This window comes from Glycomyces sp. NPDC046736 (assembly GCF_040645615.1).
Lineage (GTDB): Bacteria > Actinomycetota > Actinomycetes > Mycobacteriales > Micromonosporaceae > Glycomyces.
The window spans coordinates 51,365-67,695 of sequence record NZ_JBEYYO010000009.1 but is presented as its reverse complement, the minus strand read 5'-3'; the positions used below and the strand labels follow the sequence as shown (position 1 = coordinate 67,695).

At 70.4% G+C, this 16,331-nt stretch carries 16 protein-coding genes; 4 read left to right on the top strand and 12 right to left on the bottom strand.

What is annotated here, in order from left to right:
• Window positions 1-144 precede the first annotated feature (144 nt).
• Together AB0B28_RS11095 and AB0B28_RS11090 are read right to left on the bottom strand one after the other, a co-directional pair.
• Window positions 145-1,374 (bottom strand): hypothetical protein, encoded by a 1,230-nt coding sequence (locus AB0B28_RS11095; RefSeq protein ID WP_360119623.1) that lies wholly within the window; start codon window positions 1,372-1,374, stop codon window positions 145-147.
• 81 nt (window positions 1,375-1,455) lie between these two features.
• Window positions 1,456-2,487 carry an SIS domain-containing protein gene (locus tag AB0B28_RS11090; protein ID WP_360119816.1) on the bottom strand — a complete coding sequence of 344 codons (1,032 nt, stop codon included), beginning with the start codon at window positions 2,485-2,487 and terminating at the stop codon, window positions 1,456-1,458.
• Between the two features lie 490 nt (window positions 2,488-2,977).
• On the opposite strand from AB0B28_RS11090, the gene AB0B28_RS11085 reads away from it, so the two are divergent.
• Window positions 2,978-3,571 carry a helix-turn-helix domain-containing protein gene (locus AB0B28_RS11085; protein WP_360119621.1) on the top strand — a complete coding sequence of 198 codons (594 nt, stop codon included), beginning with the start codon at window positions 2,978-2,980 and terminating at the stop codon, window positions 3,569-3,571.
• Window positions 3,572-3,601: 30 nt separating this feature from the next.
• Here AB0B28_RS11085 and rsrA read toward each other — a convergent pair whose 3' ends face one another.
• From rsrA to AB0B28_RS11065, 4 genes are all read right to left on the bottom strand, one after another.
• The gene (rsrA, locus tag AB0B28_RS11080; RefSeq protein WP_360119619.1) at window positions 3,602-3,901 is read right to left on the bottom strand and encodes a mycothiol system anti-sigma-R factor; all 300 of its coding nucleotides are present in this window, start codon (window positions 3,899-3,901) and stop codon (window positions 3,602-3,604) included.
• Window positions 3,898-4,689: a sigma-70 family RNA polymerase sigma factor gene (locus AB0B28_RS11075; protein WP_360119617.1), complete on the bottom strand. Its 792-nt coding sequence runs from the start codon at window positions 4,687-4,689 to the stop codon at window positions 3,898-3,900. Before AB0B28_RS11075 ends, rsrA begins: the two co-directional genes overlap by 4 nt.
• A 466-nt stretch (window positions 4,690-5,155) precedes the next feature.
• Window positions 5,156-5,509 carry a WhiB family transcriptional regulator gene (locus AB0B28_RS11070; protein ID WP_360119615.1) on the bottom strand — a complete coding sequence of 118 codons (354 nt, stop codon included), beginning with the start codon at window positions 5,507-5,509 and terminating at the stop codon, window positions 5,156-5,158.
• Window positions 5,510-5,669: 160 nt separating this feature from the next.
• Window positions 5,670-6,377, bottom strand: coding sequence for an SOS response-associated peptidase (locus tag AB0B28_RS11065; RefSeq protein WP_360119613.1), 708 nt, complete (start codon window positions 6,375-6,377; stop codon window positions 5,670-5,672).
• 173 nt (window positions 6,378-6,550) lie between these two features.
• Between AB0B28_RS11065 and aroA the strand changes: the two genes are divergently transcribed.
• The 3 genes from aroA to hisN are packed head-to-tail and all read left to right on the top strand — an operon-like array spanning window position 6,551 to window position 9,643.
• Complete coding sequence (gene aroA / locus AB0B28_RS11060; protein WP_360119611.1) at window positions 6,551-7,792, top strand: 3-phosphoshikimate 1-carboxyvinyltransferase; 1,242 nt, start codon at window positions 6,551-6,553, stop codon at window positions 7,790-7,792.
• On the top strand, window positions 7,792-8,814 hold the full coding sequence (rsgA, locus tag AB0B28_RS11055) for a ribosome small subunit-dependent GTPase A (RefSeq protein ID WP_360119609.1): 1,023 nt from the start codon (window positions 7,792-7,794) through the stop codon (window positions 8,812-8,814). Before aroA ends, rsgA begins: the two co-directional genes overlap by 1 nt.
• 31 nt (window positions 8,815-8,845) lie before the next feature.
• The gene (gene hisN, locus AB0B28_RS11050; protein ID WP_360119607.1) at window positions 8,846-9,643 is read left to right on the top strand and encodes a histidinol-phosphatase; all 798 of its coding nucleotides are present in this window, start codon (window positions 8,846-8,848) and stop codon (window positions 9,641-9,643) included.
• A gap of 43 nt (window positions 9,644-9,686) precedes the next feature.
• Here hisN and AB0B28_RS11045 read toward each other — a convergent pair whose 3' ends face one another.
• The 6 genes from AB0B28_RS11045 to uxaC all read right to left on the bottom strand — a co-directional run bounded on the left by AB0B28_RS11045 (window position 9,687) and on the right by uxaC (window position 16,284).
• Window positions 9,687-10,655: an acetylxylan esterase gene (locus tag AB0B28_RS11045; protein ID WP_360119605.1), complete on the bottom strand. Its 969-nt coding sequence runs from the start codon at window positions 10,653-10,655 to the stop codon at window positions 9,687-9,689.
• A 90-nt stretch (window positions 10,656-10,745) separates the two neighbouring features.
• Window positions 10,746-11,099 (bottom strand): hypothetical protein, encoded by a 354-nt coding sequence (locus AB0B28_RS11040; RefSeq protein ID WP_360119603.1) that lies wholly within the window; start codon window positions 11,097-11,099, stop codon window positions 10,746-10,748.
• A 6-nt stretch (window positions 11,100-11,105) separates the two neighbouring features.
• Window positions 11,106-12,215, bottom strand: a complete 1,110-nt coding sequence (locus AB0B28_RS11035; RefSeq protein ID WP_360119601.1) for a Gfo/Idh/MocA family oxidoreductase — start codon at window positions 12,213-12,215, stop codon at window positions 11,106-11,108.
• Window positions 12,212-13,567, bottom strand: coding sequence for a mannitol dehydrogenase family protein (locus AB0B28_RS11030; RefSeq protein WP_360119599.1), 1,356 nt, complete (start codon window positions 13,565-13,567; stop codon window positions 12,212-12,214). The genes AB0B28_RS11035 and AB0B28_RS11030 overlap by 4 nt, the downstream gene beginning before the upstream one ends.
• Window positions 13,555-14,850, bottom strand: coding sequence for an enolase C-terminal domain-like protein (locus AB0B28_RS11025; RefSeq protein ID WP_360119597.1), 1,296 nt, complete (start codon window positions 14,848-14,850; stop codon window positions 13,555-13,557). Before AB0B28_RS11025 ends, AB0B28_RS11030 begins: the two co-directional genes overlap by 13 nt.
• Window positions 14,851-16,284 carry a glucuronate isomerase gene (gene uxaC, locus AB0B28_RS11020; RefSeq protein ID WP_360119595.1) on the bottom strand — a complete coding sequence of 478 codons (1,434 nt, stop codon included), beginning with the start codon at window positions 16,282-16,284 and terminating at the stop codon, window positions 14,851-14,853. It lies immediately after the preceding gene.
• Window positions 16,285-16,331 lie beyond the last annotated feature (47 nt).

The window sequence follows — 16,331 nt, the reverse complement described above, 5'->3', positions numbered from 1 at the left end:
CCGAATGCGGTTCCGGCAAGCGATTCGGCCCCGCCGAGGCGAACAGCCCTCCCGGTACTCCGCCGAACGCCGTTCTGGCGAAAGCGATTCGGCCTCGGCACCGTCCCCCGGCGCCGACCCGCTTCGCGGGCCGGCGCCGGCGGGTCAGTGCGGGGCCGGGTTGGTGGGGGTCGGGTAGTCGATCGTGATCGTGCGGGGATGTTCGAGTTCGGCGCGCGGGGCCCAGCATTCGTAGACGCCGCGTTCGACGCAAGTGGCATCGGTCGCCATGACCGCCTCGATGTCGGGCTCGCCCAGGCGCAGGCGGACCCAGTCCTCGTTGCGCCCCAAAGCGAGCACGTCGATGCCGCGCCACGTGGCGCGGGTGTGAAACCGCTGCGGGCGCGCGACCGGGCTGCGGCTCGCCGCGCCGCGGGCGTAGACGCTGAAGCCGTGGCCCGGGTCGGCGGTGACCGGGACGCGTTCGCCCTCATGTTCGCCGATGAGTCCGGCATGGACGGAAGGGTCGACGCGAAAGAGCGCGCGGCCGGTTTCGAGGCCGGGGATGCGGTTGACCAGGTCGCGGTGGCGCGCGCCGGCCATGCGGTCCCACACGTTCGTCTGCGGCTGGTACTGGAACAGCGCGACCTCGCCGCCGTCGGGCGTGTACGCGAGGATCTCGGCGCGCGCGGTGAGCGGCAGGTCCGCGAGGCCGGCCGTGGCGAATTCGGGGATCAGATGCGTACCGCTGGGAAGGAACCCGGTGCCGAGGATCATCGAGCCGCGCCGCTCGCGCCCGGGGATGCCGACCAGGCCGGGGAGGTTGACCGCCTCGGTGCTGATGTAGTCGCAAGCCGCGATGGCCTTCCAGCGCAACGCGAAAGCGATGTCGCGCAGGTCGTCGGGGTCGCCGGAGAGGACGACGCGGTCGTCGGGGGTGCGCAGGTGGGCCACGTCGAACTCGCGGAAGCACACCCCGCCGACCAGCGGCGCGGTGGTGAGCTGCTTGGCGACCTGGTGGCGGCTGAGCGGCTTGACCATGCGTGTGCCGGGGGTCACGAACGCGGTGGCGCGCACCGCCGAGACCAGCGCGCGCTCGGCGGCGCCGATGCGCGGGTTCTGGCTGTAGCGGTGGACGGTGGCCGCGTCGGCCCCGGGCATGACCGGGACCGACAGCGGCGCGACGCCGGCGCGGAGCAGTTCGGCGCCCTCGCTGGTGACCTCGGAGGCGTGGACGTAGCGGCGGTAGGCGCTGCCGCTGAGTTGGAATCCCTGCTCGCGAGTGTCCGAATAGATCTCGAACGCGGCGCCACCGGCGATCGGGCGGGCCCGGTAACGCCTGTCGTGCCAGACGATCTCGGTGGTGCCGGACAACGCGGCCGGTGGTGCCTGCATGACGTTGAGTGTACGGAGAACGGTGAACATCACGGTGAATCCGAGGTGAACAACCGCTCCGGCGACGCCCGCGAGCTGGGATCACACCGTCTCCGTGACCTTTTTGAGACCTCTTGGGGCGTCGGGGTTCTCGCCGCGTTCGATCGCGAGGTGCAGTGAGAGCTGTTGCAGGGGAAGGATGTCGATGAGGGCGGCGAAGCGCTCGTCGACGGCGGGGGTGGCGAGGCGGGCGCTCTGGCCGGGGACGTCGGCGGCGCCCACGATGACGACGTCGGCGCGCTGCTTCTCCAAGCGGGTGAGGACGTTCCACATCGCGTGCCCGCCGGGGCCGGAGCCGACGACGGCGAGGACCGGGACGCCGGGGTCGGTCATGGCGAGGGGGCCGTGGAGGAGGTCGGCGCCGGAGAACGCGAGCGAGGGGAGGTAGGAGGTCTCCATGAGCTTGAGCGCGGTCTCGCGGGCGGTCGGGTAGGCGTAGCCGCGGCCGGTGGTCACGAAGCGGGACGCGAAGCGGTAGCGCCCGGCCAGCTCGGGGGCGCCGGCGTTGTCGAGCACGCCTTGGGCGAGTTCGGGGAGCTTGTCGAGGGCGGCGGCCTCGGCGGTCTCCAGGCGGCCGGTGCCGGTGCGGATGCCCTCGATGAGGAGCAGCAGCGCGAGCAGTTCGGCGGTGTAGGTCTTGGTGGCGGCGACGGCGCGCTCGTGGCCGGCGCGGACGTCGATGTGGAGTTCGGCTTCGGCGGCCAGGCGCGAGGCGGGGTTGTTGGTCACGGCGAGGGTGAGCGCGCCGGAGGCGCGGGCCGCGGCGACGACCTGGGCGAGGTCGGGGGAGCCGCCGGATTGGGAGACGGCGATGACGAGGCTGTCGGACCAGTCGGGGCGGGCGTCGAAGACGGTGACGACCGAGGGGCTGGCCAGGCTCGCGGGGAGGCCGAGGCGGATCTCGGTGAGGTAGGCGGCGTAGAGGGCGGCGTGGTCGGAGGTGCCGCGGGCGGTGAACACGATCGACCGGGGGCGCCGTTCGGCGATGATGGCCGCGATCTTGGCGATCTCGGCGGCGCCGTGGTCGAGCAGACCGGTGAACACGTCGGGCTGCTCGGCGATGTCGGCGGCCATGCCCGCACCGGGCGCGGCGTTGGTCTCGTCGGCGGCGCCGACCTGGGGCTGGTTCACGGGACGCTCCTTGTACACGGATGCCTAGCCAATATTAAATAAACCTTCATAATGAAGGGTAGTCGACCTTGACCACGCCCGTCCACCGGCCGTTGCCCTTCTCGCCGCCAAGGCGGGGCGCGATGCGTCCCGCGCACGGGCGGTGACCGCCCGTGCGGAACGCGCCGCCCCCTTCAACACTCCTCCGAGTTCACGCACTCGTCAACGCCCTCGGGGCGGCGGTGAAGTTGCCGGTAAGGTTGACCCCTGCATTCACACCGATCAAGGAGGAGCCATGGCGAAAGCAGCTCGCAAGCGCAAGTCGCGTAAGAAGAAGGCCGCGAACCACGGGAAGCGGCCGAACAGCTAGCGCGTGGTGGGGCAGGCGGCCCCCGGGCCGCCACAGCTCCGCGATCGCACAGCTCGACACCGGACAAGAACGAGACTTGCCCAGATGACCGATACGCCGCGCGAAGCGCGCGAGCAGCAGCCGAGCACCCGCGAGCGGATCCAGCAGACCGCGATCGCGCTCTTCAGCGAGCACGGCTACGAACGCACCTCTCTGCGGGAGATCGCCGAGCAGCTCGGCGTGACCAAGGCCGCGCTCTACTACCACTTCAAGACCAAGGAAGACATCGCGGCGAGTTTCTTCGACTCGTACGCCGAGGACGTCGACCGCATCTGCGAGTGGGGGGACACGCAGCCGCGCGACCTGGATACCCGCACCGAACTGCTGCGCCGGTACGCGGAGGTCATCCGCTCGCATGTGCCGGTGCTGAAGTTCATGCAGAACAACCAGGCCGCCTTGACGCGTCTGGACCGCATGTCGGTCTTTCGGATGCGGCAGCGCAGGCTTCACGCCCTGCTCATCGAGACCGACGATCCGCTGACCCACCGCCTGCGGGCGTGGGACGCGATCACGACGCTCTACAGCGCGTGGATCACCTACCCCAGGATCGACGACTCCGAGCAGGAGATCCGCGAGGCCTCGCTCCAGATCTCGATCGGCCTGCTCAGGTCGAACGAGGCCGAGCGGCTGGACTCCTGAACCGAGACTTCTGAGCGAAGCCGGGCGCGGTCAGCGATCGCGCTCGGCGGCCTCGCTGAACAGTTCGCTGACCTGCTCGACGGCGCTGAGCTTCTGACGCAGGCGCTCCTTGACCTCGTCGGGGGCCTTCTCCTGGGAGCAGCAGCGGTGCACGATGACGCGCACCTCCTGCTCGATGCCGTACTCCGCGAGGCACGGCGAGCATTCCTCCAGGTGATCGCGGATCACGTTCCGCCGCACCTCGGAGCACTCCTCGTCGAGGTACAGGTAGACCTCTTCGAGCACTTCCCGGCAGTCGAGCTTGGGCTTGGACGCCTCGGGACCGGTCACGACTGAACCTCCCGTGCGGGCGACAGGCCGCGATCGGCGGCGTAGGAGCTGAGCAGCTGGCGCAGCTGGCGGCGGCCCCGGTGGAGGCGGGACATGACGGTGCCGATCGGCGTTCCCATGATGTCGGCGATCTCCTTGTACGCGAAGCCCTCGACGTCGGCGAGGTAGACCGTGAGCCGGAAGTCCTCGCCGAGGCTCTGGAGCGCGTCCTTGACGTCGGAGTCGGGCAGGTGGTCGAGCGCCTCGGTCTCGGCCGAGCGCAGGCCCTGGGCCGAGTGCGACTCGGCGTCCGCGAGCTGCCAGTCGGTGATCTCGTCGGTGGGCGAGGTCAGGGGTTGGCGCTTCTTCTTGCGGTAGGTGTTGATGTACGTGTTGGTGAGGATCCGGTACAGCCAGGCCTTGAGGTTGGTGCCCTCGCGGAACTGGTGGAACTTGGAGTAGGCCTTGAGGTAGGTCTCCTGCACCAGGTCCTCGGCGTCGGCGGGGTTGCGCGTCATGCGCAGCGCCGCGCCGTAGAGCTGGTCGAGCAGCGGCATCGCGTCGCGCTCGAACCGGTCGCGCCGCTCCTGGGTGCTCTCGCTGCCTGCCTCGGTCACCGTCTCCCTCTCGTCGCCCGGCACTTCCGAGCCTACGGCAGGGGTGCGGGCGGGGACGGCGGAAATACCGTCGGCGGTGACGCCGCCGACGTGCGCGGTGGCGCGGTCGGCACCGGCCGACGGGGTCCACTCGGGGGCGTTCAGCAGCGCGGCGACGCGATGGTCCTCGCGTCCGCGGAGGGTGGTGGTCATATGCGATGCGCTCCTTGCTGGACTGGTACGTGACCCGCCGGGCGCCGCGCCGGTACTGCGAGGCGGGAACCGGACGAGCCGAGGTCGGAGACTCGCTACCCACAACATCACCCGGTCGGGGTTCATTCCGCCGCCGGCCAAACCCCTCGCGTCGCGTTCGCCACACCGCGCGCGGTGCGAAGGATCGGCCCCAGAGCGCCCGATCGCACCGAATTATTACTTTGTGGATTGAAACGGCGACTTTCGGTGCGAGTAGCCGTTATCGTGAATGAGCCCGCGAGGGCCACGATCGCGTCGGGAGACCGATGCGTGAACTCCCAGTACCTGCCCCGGGCCGGCGGACTTGACACCGTCGCCGGTCCGGGGAGGCTGGAGCTCCCCCACTGCACCGCCGCGAGCGGTACTTCCTCCAGACACCGAGAAGCCGCGCCCCGCTCGGAAGCGGTCGCGGCATTCGGTCCGCCGGTCAGGCGCCGACGGCGAGGGGGTTGACTTCCTTCCAGACCTCGATCATGGCCCGCCGCTCGCGCGGCGCGGTGTTGCCCCACACCCCGTGGCGGTCCCGGGCCTCCAGCGCGCGCACCAGGCAGGGGGTGCGCACCGGGCAGGCCGCGCACATCGCCAGCGCGGCGTCGACGGGTTCGCGGGGTTCGGGGTACATGGTGTCGAGTTCGGCGTCGGCGCAGTTGCCTTGGCGGAGCCAGTCGTCGCCGCTCATGCGGTAGGCGCCTCTGATGACTTCGTTGCGGTATTCGGTGGCGTCGTGCAGGCGGGGGTCCCTGCGGGCACGTTCCACTTCCTCGGGGCGGATTCGACGCATTGCTGCCTCCCTTTTCCTTGCCGGCGTGGGCCCTTCCGGGTGCGATGGGCTCGGCGCTCGGAAGCGATTCCCTTCAGCCCGCGGCGGCTTGTACACGAAAGATCGGTGACTTGGGGTACAGATACCGTTCGAGGGTGGTGATTGACTTCACATTCTGTGGTCAGAGTCCGGGGAGGGTGTCGGGTTCGTCGGGGGTGTCGATGGGGGCGATGAGGTGGGGGCCTTCGTTGTCGGCGCGGCCGACGGCGCGGCTGACTTTGCGGATTTCGAGGTCGCGGGTCAGGGCGGTGTCGGGTCCGGCGAGGAGTTCGGCTTCGCTCGCGTCGGTTTCGCCGAGCCAGGCGGCGGCGCGGTGGGGTGGGAGGACGTAGGGCATGCGGTCGTGGACGGCGCCGATGGCGTCGTCGAGGGCGGGGCAGGTGAGGACGGTGAAGGTGAGGAGGTCGAGGTCGTCGCTGCGCCAGGTTTCCCACAGGCCTGCGAGGAGGAGGCCGCCGGGGCGGGTGAAGTAGTAGGGCTGTTTGCCGCCGCCGGGGAGTTTTCGCCATTCGTACCAGCCGTCGGCGGGGATGAGGGCGCGTTTGGAGGCGAAGGGGCGCCGGTAGGCGCGGGAGGTGGCCACGGTTTCGATGCGGGCGTTGAACATACGGGTGCCGATGGCGGGGTCGTCGGCCCAGGGCGGGACCAGGCCCCAGCGGGCGAGTTCGAGGACGCGTTTGGCTCTGCTGGTGGAGTGGCGCACGAGTGGGGCCTGGGTGGTGGGGGCGATGTTGTGTCTGGGGGCCCAAGCGCCGGCTATGAGGTCTTCGGCGTCGAAGAGTGCCGCCATGTCGGGGCTGGATTTCGCGTTCGCGTACCTTCCGCACATGGGTTCACCGTAGCGGTGGGCACCGACATGCGGTTCCTGCATTTCGGCGCGGGCTCGGCGAGATGCGGGCCTGGGCCGGGCGGGCCTTTAGAATGGCGGGCGTGAATGCTACCGCCGCCCCCCAGAAGCGCCGTTGGGAGACTCCGTTCGCGGGGTCGGAGCTGGACGCGGTCGTGCGCGTGCCCGGTTCGAAGTCGATGACGGCGCGGGCTCTGGTGCTCGCGTCGCTGGCGTCGGGTCCGTCGGTGATCCGGCGGCCGTTGATCGCGCGGGACACGCTGCTCATGGTCGAGGGCCTGCGGGCGCTCGGGGTGGGCGTGGACACCTCGGATGCGGATCGGTGGACGGTGGAGCCGGGGCCGTTCGCGGGCGAGGCCGAGGTGGACTGCGGTCTGGCCGGGACGGTGATGCGGTTCCTGCCGCCGGTGGCGGCGCTGGCCGACGGCCCGGTGTCCTTCGACGGGGATCCGCATGCGAGGAAGCGCCCGAACGACGGGGTGATCTTGGCGCTGCGGGGTCTGGGCGTGGACATCGAGGACGGGGGCCGTCTGGCGCTGCCGTTCACGGTGAACGCGACCGGCGCGGTGCGCGGCGGGGTGCTCGAGGTGGACGCTTCGAAGACGTCGCAGCTGGTGAGTGCGCTGTTGATGGCCGCGCCGCGGTTCGAGCGGGGCTTGGATCTGCGGCATGTGGGTGACCGGCCGGTGCCGAGCCGTCCGTATCTGGACATGGTGGTGCGGATGCTGCGCGAGGCCGGGGCGGTGGTGGACGATGCGGAGCCGAACCGCTGGCGGGTCGAGCCCGGTGAGCTTCAGGGCCGCGAGTGGGTGATCGAGCCTGATCTTCAGAACGCGGCGCCGTTCCTGTGCGCGGCGCTGGCGGCGGGCGGGCGGGTCACCGTGGAGGGTTGGCCGACCGAGACCACGCAGGCCGGGGACGCGATCCGGGAGGTCTTGACGCGATTGGGTTCGCGGGTGGAGTGGTCGCGGGGCGGGCTGACGGTGGTCGGGGCGCCGAGTCTGCTGCCGGTGGAGCTGGATCTGTCGGATGCTTCCGAGTTGACGCCGTCGCTGGCGGCGCTGTTCGGGGTGAATGCCGGGCCGTTCTCGATCCGCGGGGTGGCGCACATCCGCGGGCATGAGACCGACCGGATCTCGGCGCTGGTGACCGAGTTGCGGAAGATCGGCGCGGACGTGGACGAGTTCGAGGACGGCCTGCGGGTCAACAAGGGCGGGTCGACGCCTGGTACGTGGGCGACGTACGCCGATCACCGGATGGCGCACGCGGGTGCGGTGGCGGGCCTGGTGATCCCCGGGTTGGTGCTCGACGACGTGGCGTGCGTGTCGAAGACGTGGCCCGATTTCGCCGAGGCGTGGGAGCGGGCCGTGCTCGGCGGCCCGGTCGGGGAGGCCTAGTGCCGAGGCCCGATTGGGACGCCGCCGACCCGGACGACGAGGACTGGGACGAGGACGACGTGCGGGTGCGGCCCACGCGGCGCTCGCGGCCGCGGACGAAGATCCGTCCGAAGCACGAGCACGCCGTCGAGGGGTTCGTGACGGCGGTGGACCGGGGCCGGTACACGTGCCTGGTCGAGGGCGAGCCGGTCACGGCGATGAAGGCCCGCGAGCTCGGCAAGCAGTCCATCGTGGTCGGTGACCGGGCGGCGCTGGTCGGGGACCTCTCGGGGAACCCCGGGACGCTCGCGCGGATCGTGCGGATCGCCGAGAGGCACGGGGAGCTGCGGCGTTCGGCCGACGACGAGAACGCCACCGAGCGCGTCGTGGTCGCCAACGTCGACCAGCTCGTGATCGTGGCCGCGACCGTTGATCCGCCGCTGCGGTACGGGTTCGTCGACCGCTGCCTGGTCGCGGCGTTCGACGCCGGGGTCGCGCCGATCCTGTGCCTGACCAAGAACGACCTCGCCCCCGAAGTGGTCGAACAGGCGCGGTCGTACTACTCGCAGCTGGACTTGACGATCGTGGCCACCGAACCCGACGCGCCGCTCGAAGCGCTCACGGACCTGCTGCGAGACAAGGAGAACGTGTTCTTCGGGCACTCCGGGGTCGGCAAGTCCACCCTGGTCAACCGGCTCGTCCCCGGCGCGGGCCGGGCCGTGAGCGAGGTCCGCTCGATCGGGAAGGGCTCGCACACGTCCACCAGCACCGTCTCGTTCGCGCTGCCCGGCGGCGGCTGGGTCATCGACACCCCCGGGGTGCGCTCGTTCGGGCTCGCGCACGTCACCGCCGACTCGATCCTCAAGGCCTTCCCCGAACTCGAAGCCGTGGCCGCCGACTGCCCCCGCGGCTGCACGCACACCCCCGAGATCGGCGACTGCGCCCTCGACGCCCAGATCGGCCCCGACGACCCGCGGTCCGGGCGGCTCGCGTCCTTCCGCCGCGTCCTCGCCTCGCTCCACGAGTCCGATGCCAAGAACTAGCCAGGTGTACCGCTCTCAGTAGGATGTGGGCATGCCCACCTCCAGCTACAACGACGACCTCGGCCTCGCGCACCTGCTCGCCGACTCGGCCGCGCAGATCGGCACCAGCCGGTTCAGGGCCTCCGACCTGCGCGTGTCCTCCAAACCGGACATGACCGAGGTCTCGGACGCCGACACCACCATCGAAGAGGTCCTGCGGTCCACGCTCGCGCGCGCCCGGCCCCGCGACGGGATCTTCGGCGAGGAGTTCGGCGACAACCCCGGGGCGTCCGGCCGCAAATGGGTCATCGACCCGATCGACGCCACCCGCAACTACGTGCGCGGCGTACCCGTGTGGGCCACGCTCATCGCCCTGTTCGACCGCGGCGAACCCGTCGTCGGCGTCGTCTCCGCCCCCGCCCTCCACCGCCGCTGGTGGGCCATGAAGGGCGCCGGCGCCTACGCCGGACGGGACCAGCGCGCCGGCAAGCGCATCAACGTCTCCAAGGTCGCCTCGCTCGGCGACGCCTCGGTGAGCATCTCCTCGATCACCGGCTGGTCCAAACTCGACCGCCAGGGCGCGATGCTCGCCCTGCTCCACGAAGCCTGGCGCGAGAGGGGCTTCGGCGACTTCTACTCCTACTGCCTCCTCGCCGAAGGGGCCGTCGACATCGCCGCCGAACCCGAAGTGGCCCTGTGGGACCTCGCGCCGCTCGCGCTCATCGTCGAAGAGGCCGGCGGCACCTTCACCGACCTGCGCGGCCGCCCCGGACCCGACGGCGGGTCCGCGCTGGCGACCAACGGGCTCCTCCACGAGCAGGCCCTGGAACGGCTCAAGATCCGGGAATAGAAAGGGGCGCGGCCGATGCGGCCGCGCCCCTTTCCCTATCCGATCAGCGAACCTCGGCGAGGAACTTCAAGTGCTCGCCCCGCTGGTGCACCCCACCGCCCTCGTGGCGGTTCCACGGCCACACCGTGATCCGCTTCGGGCCCTGCCACAGGTTGTACGCGGCGAACACCGTCGAAGGCGGGCACGTCTCGTCCATCAAGCCCACCGAATACAGCGCCGGGGCCGTTGCCCGGGCCGCGAAGTGGATCCCGTCGAAGTAGTCCAGCGTGGAGAAGACGCGGTCCTCCCGCAGGCGCTGGCCCGCGAGGAACTCCACGATCTCCTGGTAGGGGTAGGAGTCGGTGATGGTGACGGCGCGGCGGAAGTACGTCAGGAACGGCACGTCCACGATCGCGCCCGCCAGGTCGTCCCGCAGACCCGCGACCGCCTGGGTGATGCCGCCGCCCTGCGAGCCGCCGGAGACCACGATCCGGTCGGGGTCGATGCCCTCGATGCTCTTGGCGACGTCCACCGCGCGCACCGCGTCGGTGTAGACCCGCCGGTAGTAGTAGTGCTCGGGGTCTTCCAGGCCCTGGGTCATCCAGCCCTTGTTCGTGGGGCCGGTCGTCCCGTACGGGTCGCCGGTGTCGCCGGGCTGCCAGTTGCCGTAGCCCTGCCCGCGCGTGTCCATCACCAGATGCGCCCACCCCGCGGCCGGGACCGCGGTGTGCGCCCACGGGTACGAGCGCCCGCCGGAGTACCCGATGTACTCCACCACGCACGGCAGCGGGCCGTCCACGCCCTTGGGCTTGAGGAGCCAGGCCTTGACCGGGTGCCCGCCGAACCCGGCGAAGACCAGATCGGTGACCTCGACCTGCGTCAGCCCCGCGTCGAACGCCTCGCCCCGCACGTCCAGGTCATGGCCGGCGGCCTCGGTCAGGGTCCGCTTCCAGAACTCGTCGAAATCGGCCGGAGCCCCATGCTCGGGCCGATATTCGCGAAGCTGTTCCAGGGGAAGATCGAAAAGTGCCATGCAGAGATTTCTAGCACGACCCGACAGAAAACACCACCGCAACCGCTTGCCTCGATATTCTCGCAGGTCAAAGCACCGTACTGAGTGTGATTACTCGGCCGGTTTCGGCTGCTGAGACGTCAGGCCCACCTTGAAGGAGAGGATCAGGGCCATCGCGAGGTAGATCGCCGCTATGGCGAAGTTGAGGGTGCCCGGGCCGGTTTCGGATTGGGCGAGGCGTTCGAAGGCCGCCACGGTGATCACGCCGGAGCCGAAGTAGAAGCCGACCGTCAGCAACGGGACCGCCGCGCGGCGCGGGAGGAACGCGGCCACTATCAACAGCAGCGAGAACGCCAGGTCCGGGAGCGCGAAGATGTTGTCGGAGCGGTAATCGGCGTCGGTCGCCAGCCACCACACCAGGATCAGGCTGACCGGCAGCGCCAGGACGCGCGCGAGTATGACCAATGTCCTTCACCCCCAAGGGAGATCGAGTTCACTGAACAGTCTGCCATCGCGGGCGGCGTCCACCACGGCCTGATCGGCTCCCTTCAGGATCGTTACCGGATCTTCATCGACGCGTTGGAGGTGCTCGTCGGCCACCAGGCGCGGCACGGAATCGTTCAGGACCTGTTCGAGGAGGCCGGTGAACGTCTTGGACCGGCGCAGGCCCGAGAGCAGGCCCTTGCCTTCGCGGCGGTGGGTGATGAGGTTGTCGAGCAGGTCGGTGCGCCCGTACTGCCTCGGTTCGGTCTCACCGGGCAGGCGCAGCCGGTCGGTCGTGTATTCGAGCCAGGCCTCGCCCGCGGTGCCCTTGATGTAGATGTCGCCTTCGACCCGGCGCTCCCCGCACAACGTCACCGCCACGGTGATGCGCACCCCGTTCTTGTTGACCGCGCGCCACACCGCCGTGTCGTCCACTTCGATCCCCGCGCGAGTGCGCAGCCGCTCCAGCTCGACCGGCCCCAGCGGCCAGTCCCCCGCCAGCGCGATGGCCTGCTGGGAGGCGTGCGCGAAGGGGTTGGCGAGCGCGCCGTCGGCGATGAGCGCGCCGTCCAGTTCTCGTTTTCCGGCCCAGGGGGAGCGGCGGTAGTAGGAGTCGGGGCGCTGCCAGGAGCCCGCGACGCCGACGGTCTCGATGTCGCCGAGGAGGCCCGATTCGACCGCGTCCCGCAGCGCGTCGATGGCGTGGGAGCCCAGGGCCTGGAAGCCGACTTGGACGTTGCGTCCGGTGTCGGTCATGACCTGGTAGAGCTCGGCGTATTCGGCGAGGTCGGTGACGGGCGGTTTCTCGAGGTAGACGTCGGCGCCGGCGCGCATGGCCGCAGTGGCGATGGGCAGGTGGGTGGGGGGCGGGGTGGCGATGATGACGATGTGGGGCGCGGTGGCCTCCAGCATCGCCCGGTAGTCGGCGAAGACGGGGGTCTCGCCCAGGGGGAGGCGGTCGGTGTCGGGGATGTCGGCGGTGTCGCAGATGCCGACGAAGTCGATGTCTCGGCCCCGGGCGAGGAGGTTCTCGCGGTGGTGGAGGCCGTAGCCGCCTGCGCCGACGAGGGCGATGCGCGGGGTGATCGTTTCGGTCACAGATGCTCCAGTGTGGTGGCGACGCCGTGCCGGTCGAGTTCGCGCAGCCATGCGGTGGCCGCCCGGCGCAGCTGGTGGTTGTCGGCGAGGTCGGTGGGGACGACCTGTCTGATGCCGAGTATCGCGTCGATTCTCGCTGCCGGGTTGGAGCCTGCCGCGGTCAGGCTCTGGCGGAGGACGTCGGCGAGCGGGTCGTCGAGCGGGAGCGTCGCGCCGGTGTCGCCGGTGCCCGCGCAGAAGCGGGTCCAGGCGGCCAGGGGCAGGGCGATGAGGTCGAGGCCGATGCCCTTGTCGGTGAGGTCGGCGATGGTCGCGAAGAGTCGCTGCGGGAGTTTCTGGGAGCCGTCCATGGCGATCTGGATGCAGCGGTGCCGGATGCCGGGGTTGGCGAACCTGGCGAGGACGCCCTCGCCGTAGGCGAGTGCGTCCTGTCCGTCGGGCGGGGTGAGGCTGGGGGCGATCTGCTCGACGATGAGCCTGCGCGCGAACGCTTCCGCGCCGGGGAGGGCGAGGGCGTCGCCGATGGTCTCGGCTCCGGCCAGGGCGCCGAGGTAGGCGAGGGTGGAGTGGACGCCGTTGAGGGTGCGGAGTTTGAGGCGCTCCCATCCGGCCACGTCGTCGGTGTAGGTCGCGTCCCACGGGGGCCGGGGTCCGGCGAAGTCGTCTTCTATGACCCATTGGGTGAACGGTTCGGCTTCGACGGCGGCGAGGTCGGTCGCGCCGAGTTCGAGCAGGGCCCGCTCGAAGGTGCCTCGGGTGGAGGCGGGGACGATGCGGTCGACCATCGTGGAGGGGAACGTGACGTTCTCGTCGGCCCAGGCCCTGGTCTTGTCGTCGAGCAGCGGCTCGACGGCCTCCCGGGTGGTGGTGCCGTTGTCGGGGAGGTTGTCGCAGCTGAGGATCGTCAGCGGCGCGCCGTGCGCCGCGCGGCGGGCGAGGCCTTCGGCGAGGAGCGCGGGGATGCCGTGCGGGTCGCGGTAGGCCTTCTCGGTGACGGTGAGGGTGACGACGTGCGTGGTCTCGGCCGCGAGCTGGTCGAGGGTCCGGTCGCGTTCGCTCGCGATGTGGAGGGTGTCCACGACCGAGCCGACGACGCGCATGGCTGCGCCGCCGGGGCCGAGGGTGGCCACGGAGTAGAGGCCGTCCTGGGCGGCGAGGGCGTCGATCACCTCGCGCGAGCGCGGCGCGGCGACGGTGATGCCCCAGTCGGTGTCGTCGGTGTAGACGGCCTGGTGGGCGCGGTGGAACGCGCCCGCGCCGAGGTGGAGGACCCCGGAGTTCTGCGGGCGGTCGCCGGGGACGCGCACTTCCTCAGGGAGCCGTTTGACGTTCGCGTTGCTCAGGCGCTCCATGCGGGCCCGTTCGGGAAGGAGAACTCGGCGATCGACTCGGGTTTGAGGGTCACGGAGTACCCCGGCTGCTGCGGCAGCCGGTAGCGGCCGTCTTTGACGGTGACCGGGTCGGTGTAGTGCTCGTGCAGGTGGTCGACGTATTCGATCATGCGTCCCTCCAGGGTCTTCCCGACTCGAAGGTATTCGAACATCCCGAGGTGCTGCACGTATTCGCACAGTCCGACGCCGCCGGAGTGCGGGCACACGTCCACGCCGTGCTTGGCGGCCATGAGGAGGGTCGCGAGGACCTCGGGGATGCCGCCGACGCGGCACGCGTCGATCTGGCACACCCCGATCGCGTCGGCCTGGAGGAGCTGCTTGAAGATGACGCGGTTGGCGGCGACCTCGCCGGTGGCGACCCGGATCGGGGCCACGGCCTTGGCGATCTTGGCGTGGCCGAGGATGTCGTCGGGGTGGGTGGGCTCTTCGATCCAGTACGGGTCGAACGCGGCCAGGCGCCGCATGTTGTCGATCGCCTCGGGCACCGACCAGATCTGGTTGGCGTCCATCATGAGCAGCCGGTCGGGGCCGAGCACGTCGCGGATGATCCCGGCGCGGCGCACGTCGTCGGCGACGTCGGGCGAGCCGACCTTCATCTTCGCGGCCGTCCAGCCCTCGGCGACGGCCTGCTCGGTGAGGGCGCGGACCTTGTCGTCCGAATAGCCGAGCCAGCCCACGGAGGTCGTGTACGCGGGGAACCCGTCGGTCTCCAGGACTTTCAGGCGGTCCTCGTAGCCGTCGCGGCCCGCGTCCAGGATCGCCTCGGCCTCGGCGGGCGTGAGCTCGTCCTCGATGTGCCGGTAGTCGATCTGCGCGGCGAGCTCGGCGGAGTCCATTTCGGCGAGGAGGCGCCACATGGGCTTGCCTTCGAGTTTGGCGCGCAGGTCCCACACGGCGTTGACGATCGCGCCGACGGCCATGTGGGTCGCGCCCTTCTCGGGGCCGAGCCAGCGGATCTGCGGTTCCTGCACGATCGAGCGGGAGAACTCGACCGGGTTCGCGAAGATCTCCTCGATCGTCTTGCCGACCACGAGGTGCTTGAAGGCCAGGACGGCGGCGGCCACGATCTCGGTGCCGCGCCCGCCGGTGAACGTGAACCCGGTGCCGGTCGGGCCGCCGTCGGTGTGGAGCTCGACGTAGCAGGCCGAGTAGTCGGCGCGGTTGATCGAGTCGGAGCCGTCCCCGGCCGTGGCGGTGGGGAAGCGCACGTCGTGGACTTCGAGGCGTTCGATCCGAGTCGTCACTTACTTTTCCATTCCGTAGATCTTGCGAGGGAGTGTGTAGGCCAAGTCGACCGCGATCTCAGCGGCTTCGTTCTCGGTCATGCGATGCTCGGCCACGAGGCGCGCCAGGAACGCGGCGTCGACTCTGCGGGCCAGGTCGTGGCGGGCGGGGATGGAGCAGAACGCGCGCGTGTCGTCCACGAACCCGGCCGTGTTGTAGAACCCGGCGGTCTCGTGGACGGCTTCCCTGAAGCGGCGCATGCCCTCGGGTGAGTCGAGGAACCACCAGGGGGCGCCTGCGAACACGGCGCTGTAGCCGCCCGCGAGCGGCGCGATCTCGCGGCTGAAGACCGTCTCGTCCAGCGTGTACAGCACGATCCGCAGGCGCGGGTGGTTGCCGAACGCGTCGAGCAGCGGCTTGAGCGCCCGCGTGTACTCGGTGGCGCGCGGGATGTCGCCGCCGACGTCGCGGCCCCACCCTTCGTGCAGCCACTCGTTGTGGTTGCGCACCGAACCGGGGTGCAGCTGCATCACCAGGCCGTCGTCGACGCTCATGCGGGCGAACTCGACCAGCATGTGCGCCGGGAACGCCCGCGCGTCCGCCTCGCTCGCCTCGCCTTTGAGCGCGCGGTGGAAGATCGCGGCGGCCTCGGCCGGGTCGTCGGCGGTCTGGGCGGTCGCGTTCCCGTGGTCCGAACAGGTCGCACCGGCCGCGATGAAGTCCTGGCGGCGCTTGCGCAGCGCGGCCAGGAAGCCGTCGAACGTGGAGGTGTCCTCGCCGGTCAGACGCCCGAGTTCCTCGACGCGCTCCTTCCAGCCGGGCCAGTCCGGTTCGATCAGGTTGTCGGGCCGGAACGTGGTGACGACCTTGCCTCCCGGCCCGCCCCACCTGCGCCCGTTCGCGTCCTGGACCTCCGCGAGGGCCGCGTGCGACTCCAGCGAGTCCACTGGGGATTCGGTGGTGGCGAGCACTTCGAGGTTGAAGCGGTCGAACAGGGCCCGGGGCCGGAAGGCCGGTTCGGCCAACCTCGCCGAGAGGTGGTCGTAGTACTCGTCGGCGGTGTCCGGGCCGAGCTCCTTGTAGATCCCGAAGACCTCCTGGAACGTGTAGTCCAGCCACAGCTTCGAAGGCGTGCCGCGGAAGAGCCGGTAGTGCTCGGCGAAGCGCCGCCAGATCACTCGACCGTCCACTTCAGAGGGCGTGCCGTCCACTGAAGGCACACCGAGTTCGTCCGGAGTCACGCCCTGGCTGTAGAGCATCCGGGTCAGGTAGTGGTCGGGGACCACGAACAGGCGCGCCGGGTCGGGGAAGGGCCGGTCCTCGGCGATCAATCGCGGGTCGACGTGCCCGTGGGGGCTGACCAGCGGCAGACCGGCGGTGCGGCCGTGGAGTTCGCGCGCGATCGCGCGGGTGCGTTCGTCGGCGGGGAACAGCCGGTCGGGGTGCAGGCTCATCGGATCGTCACCGCGCGGGGCGCGATCCGGTCCGAACGATGGCGAGG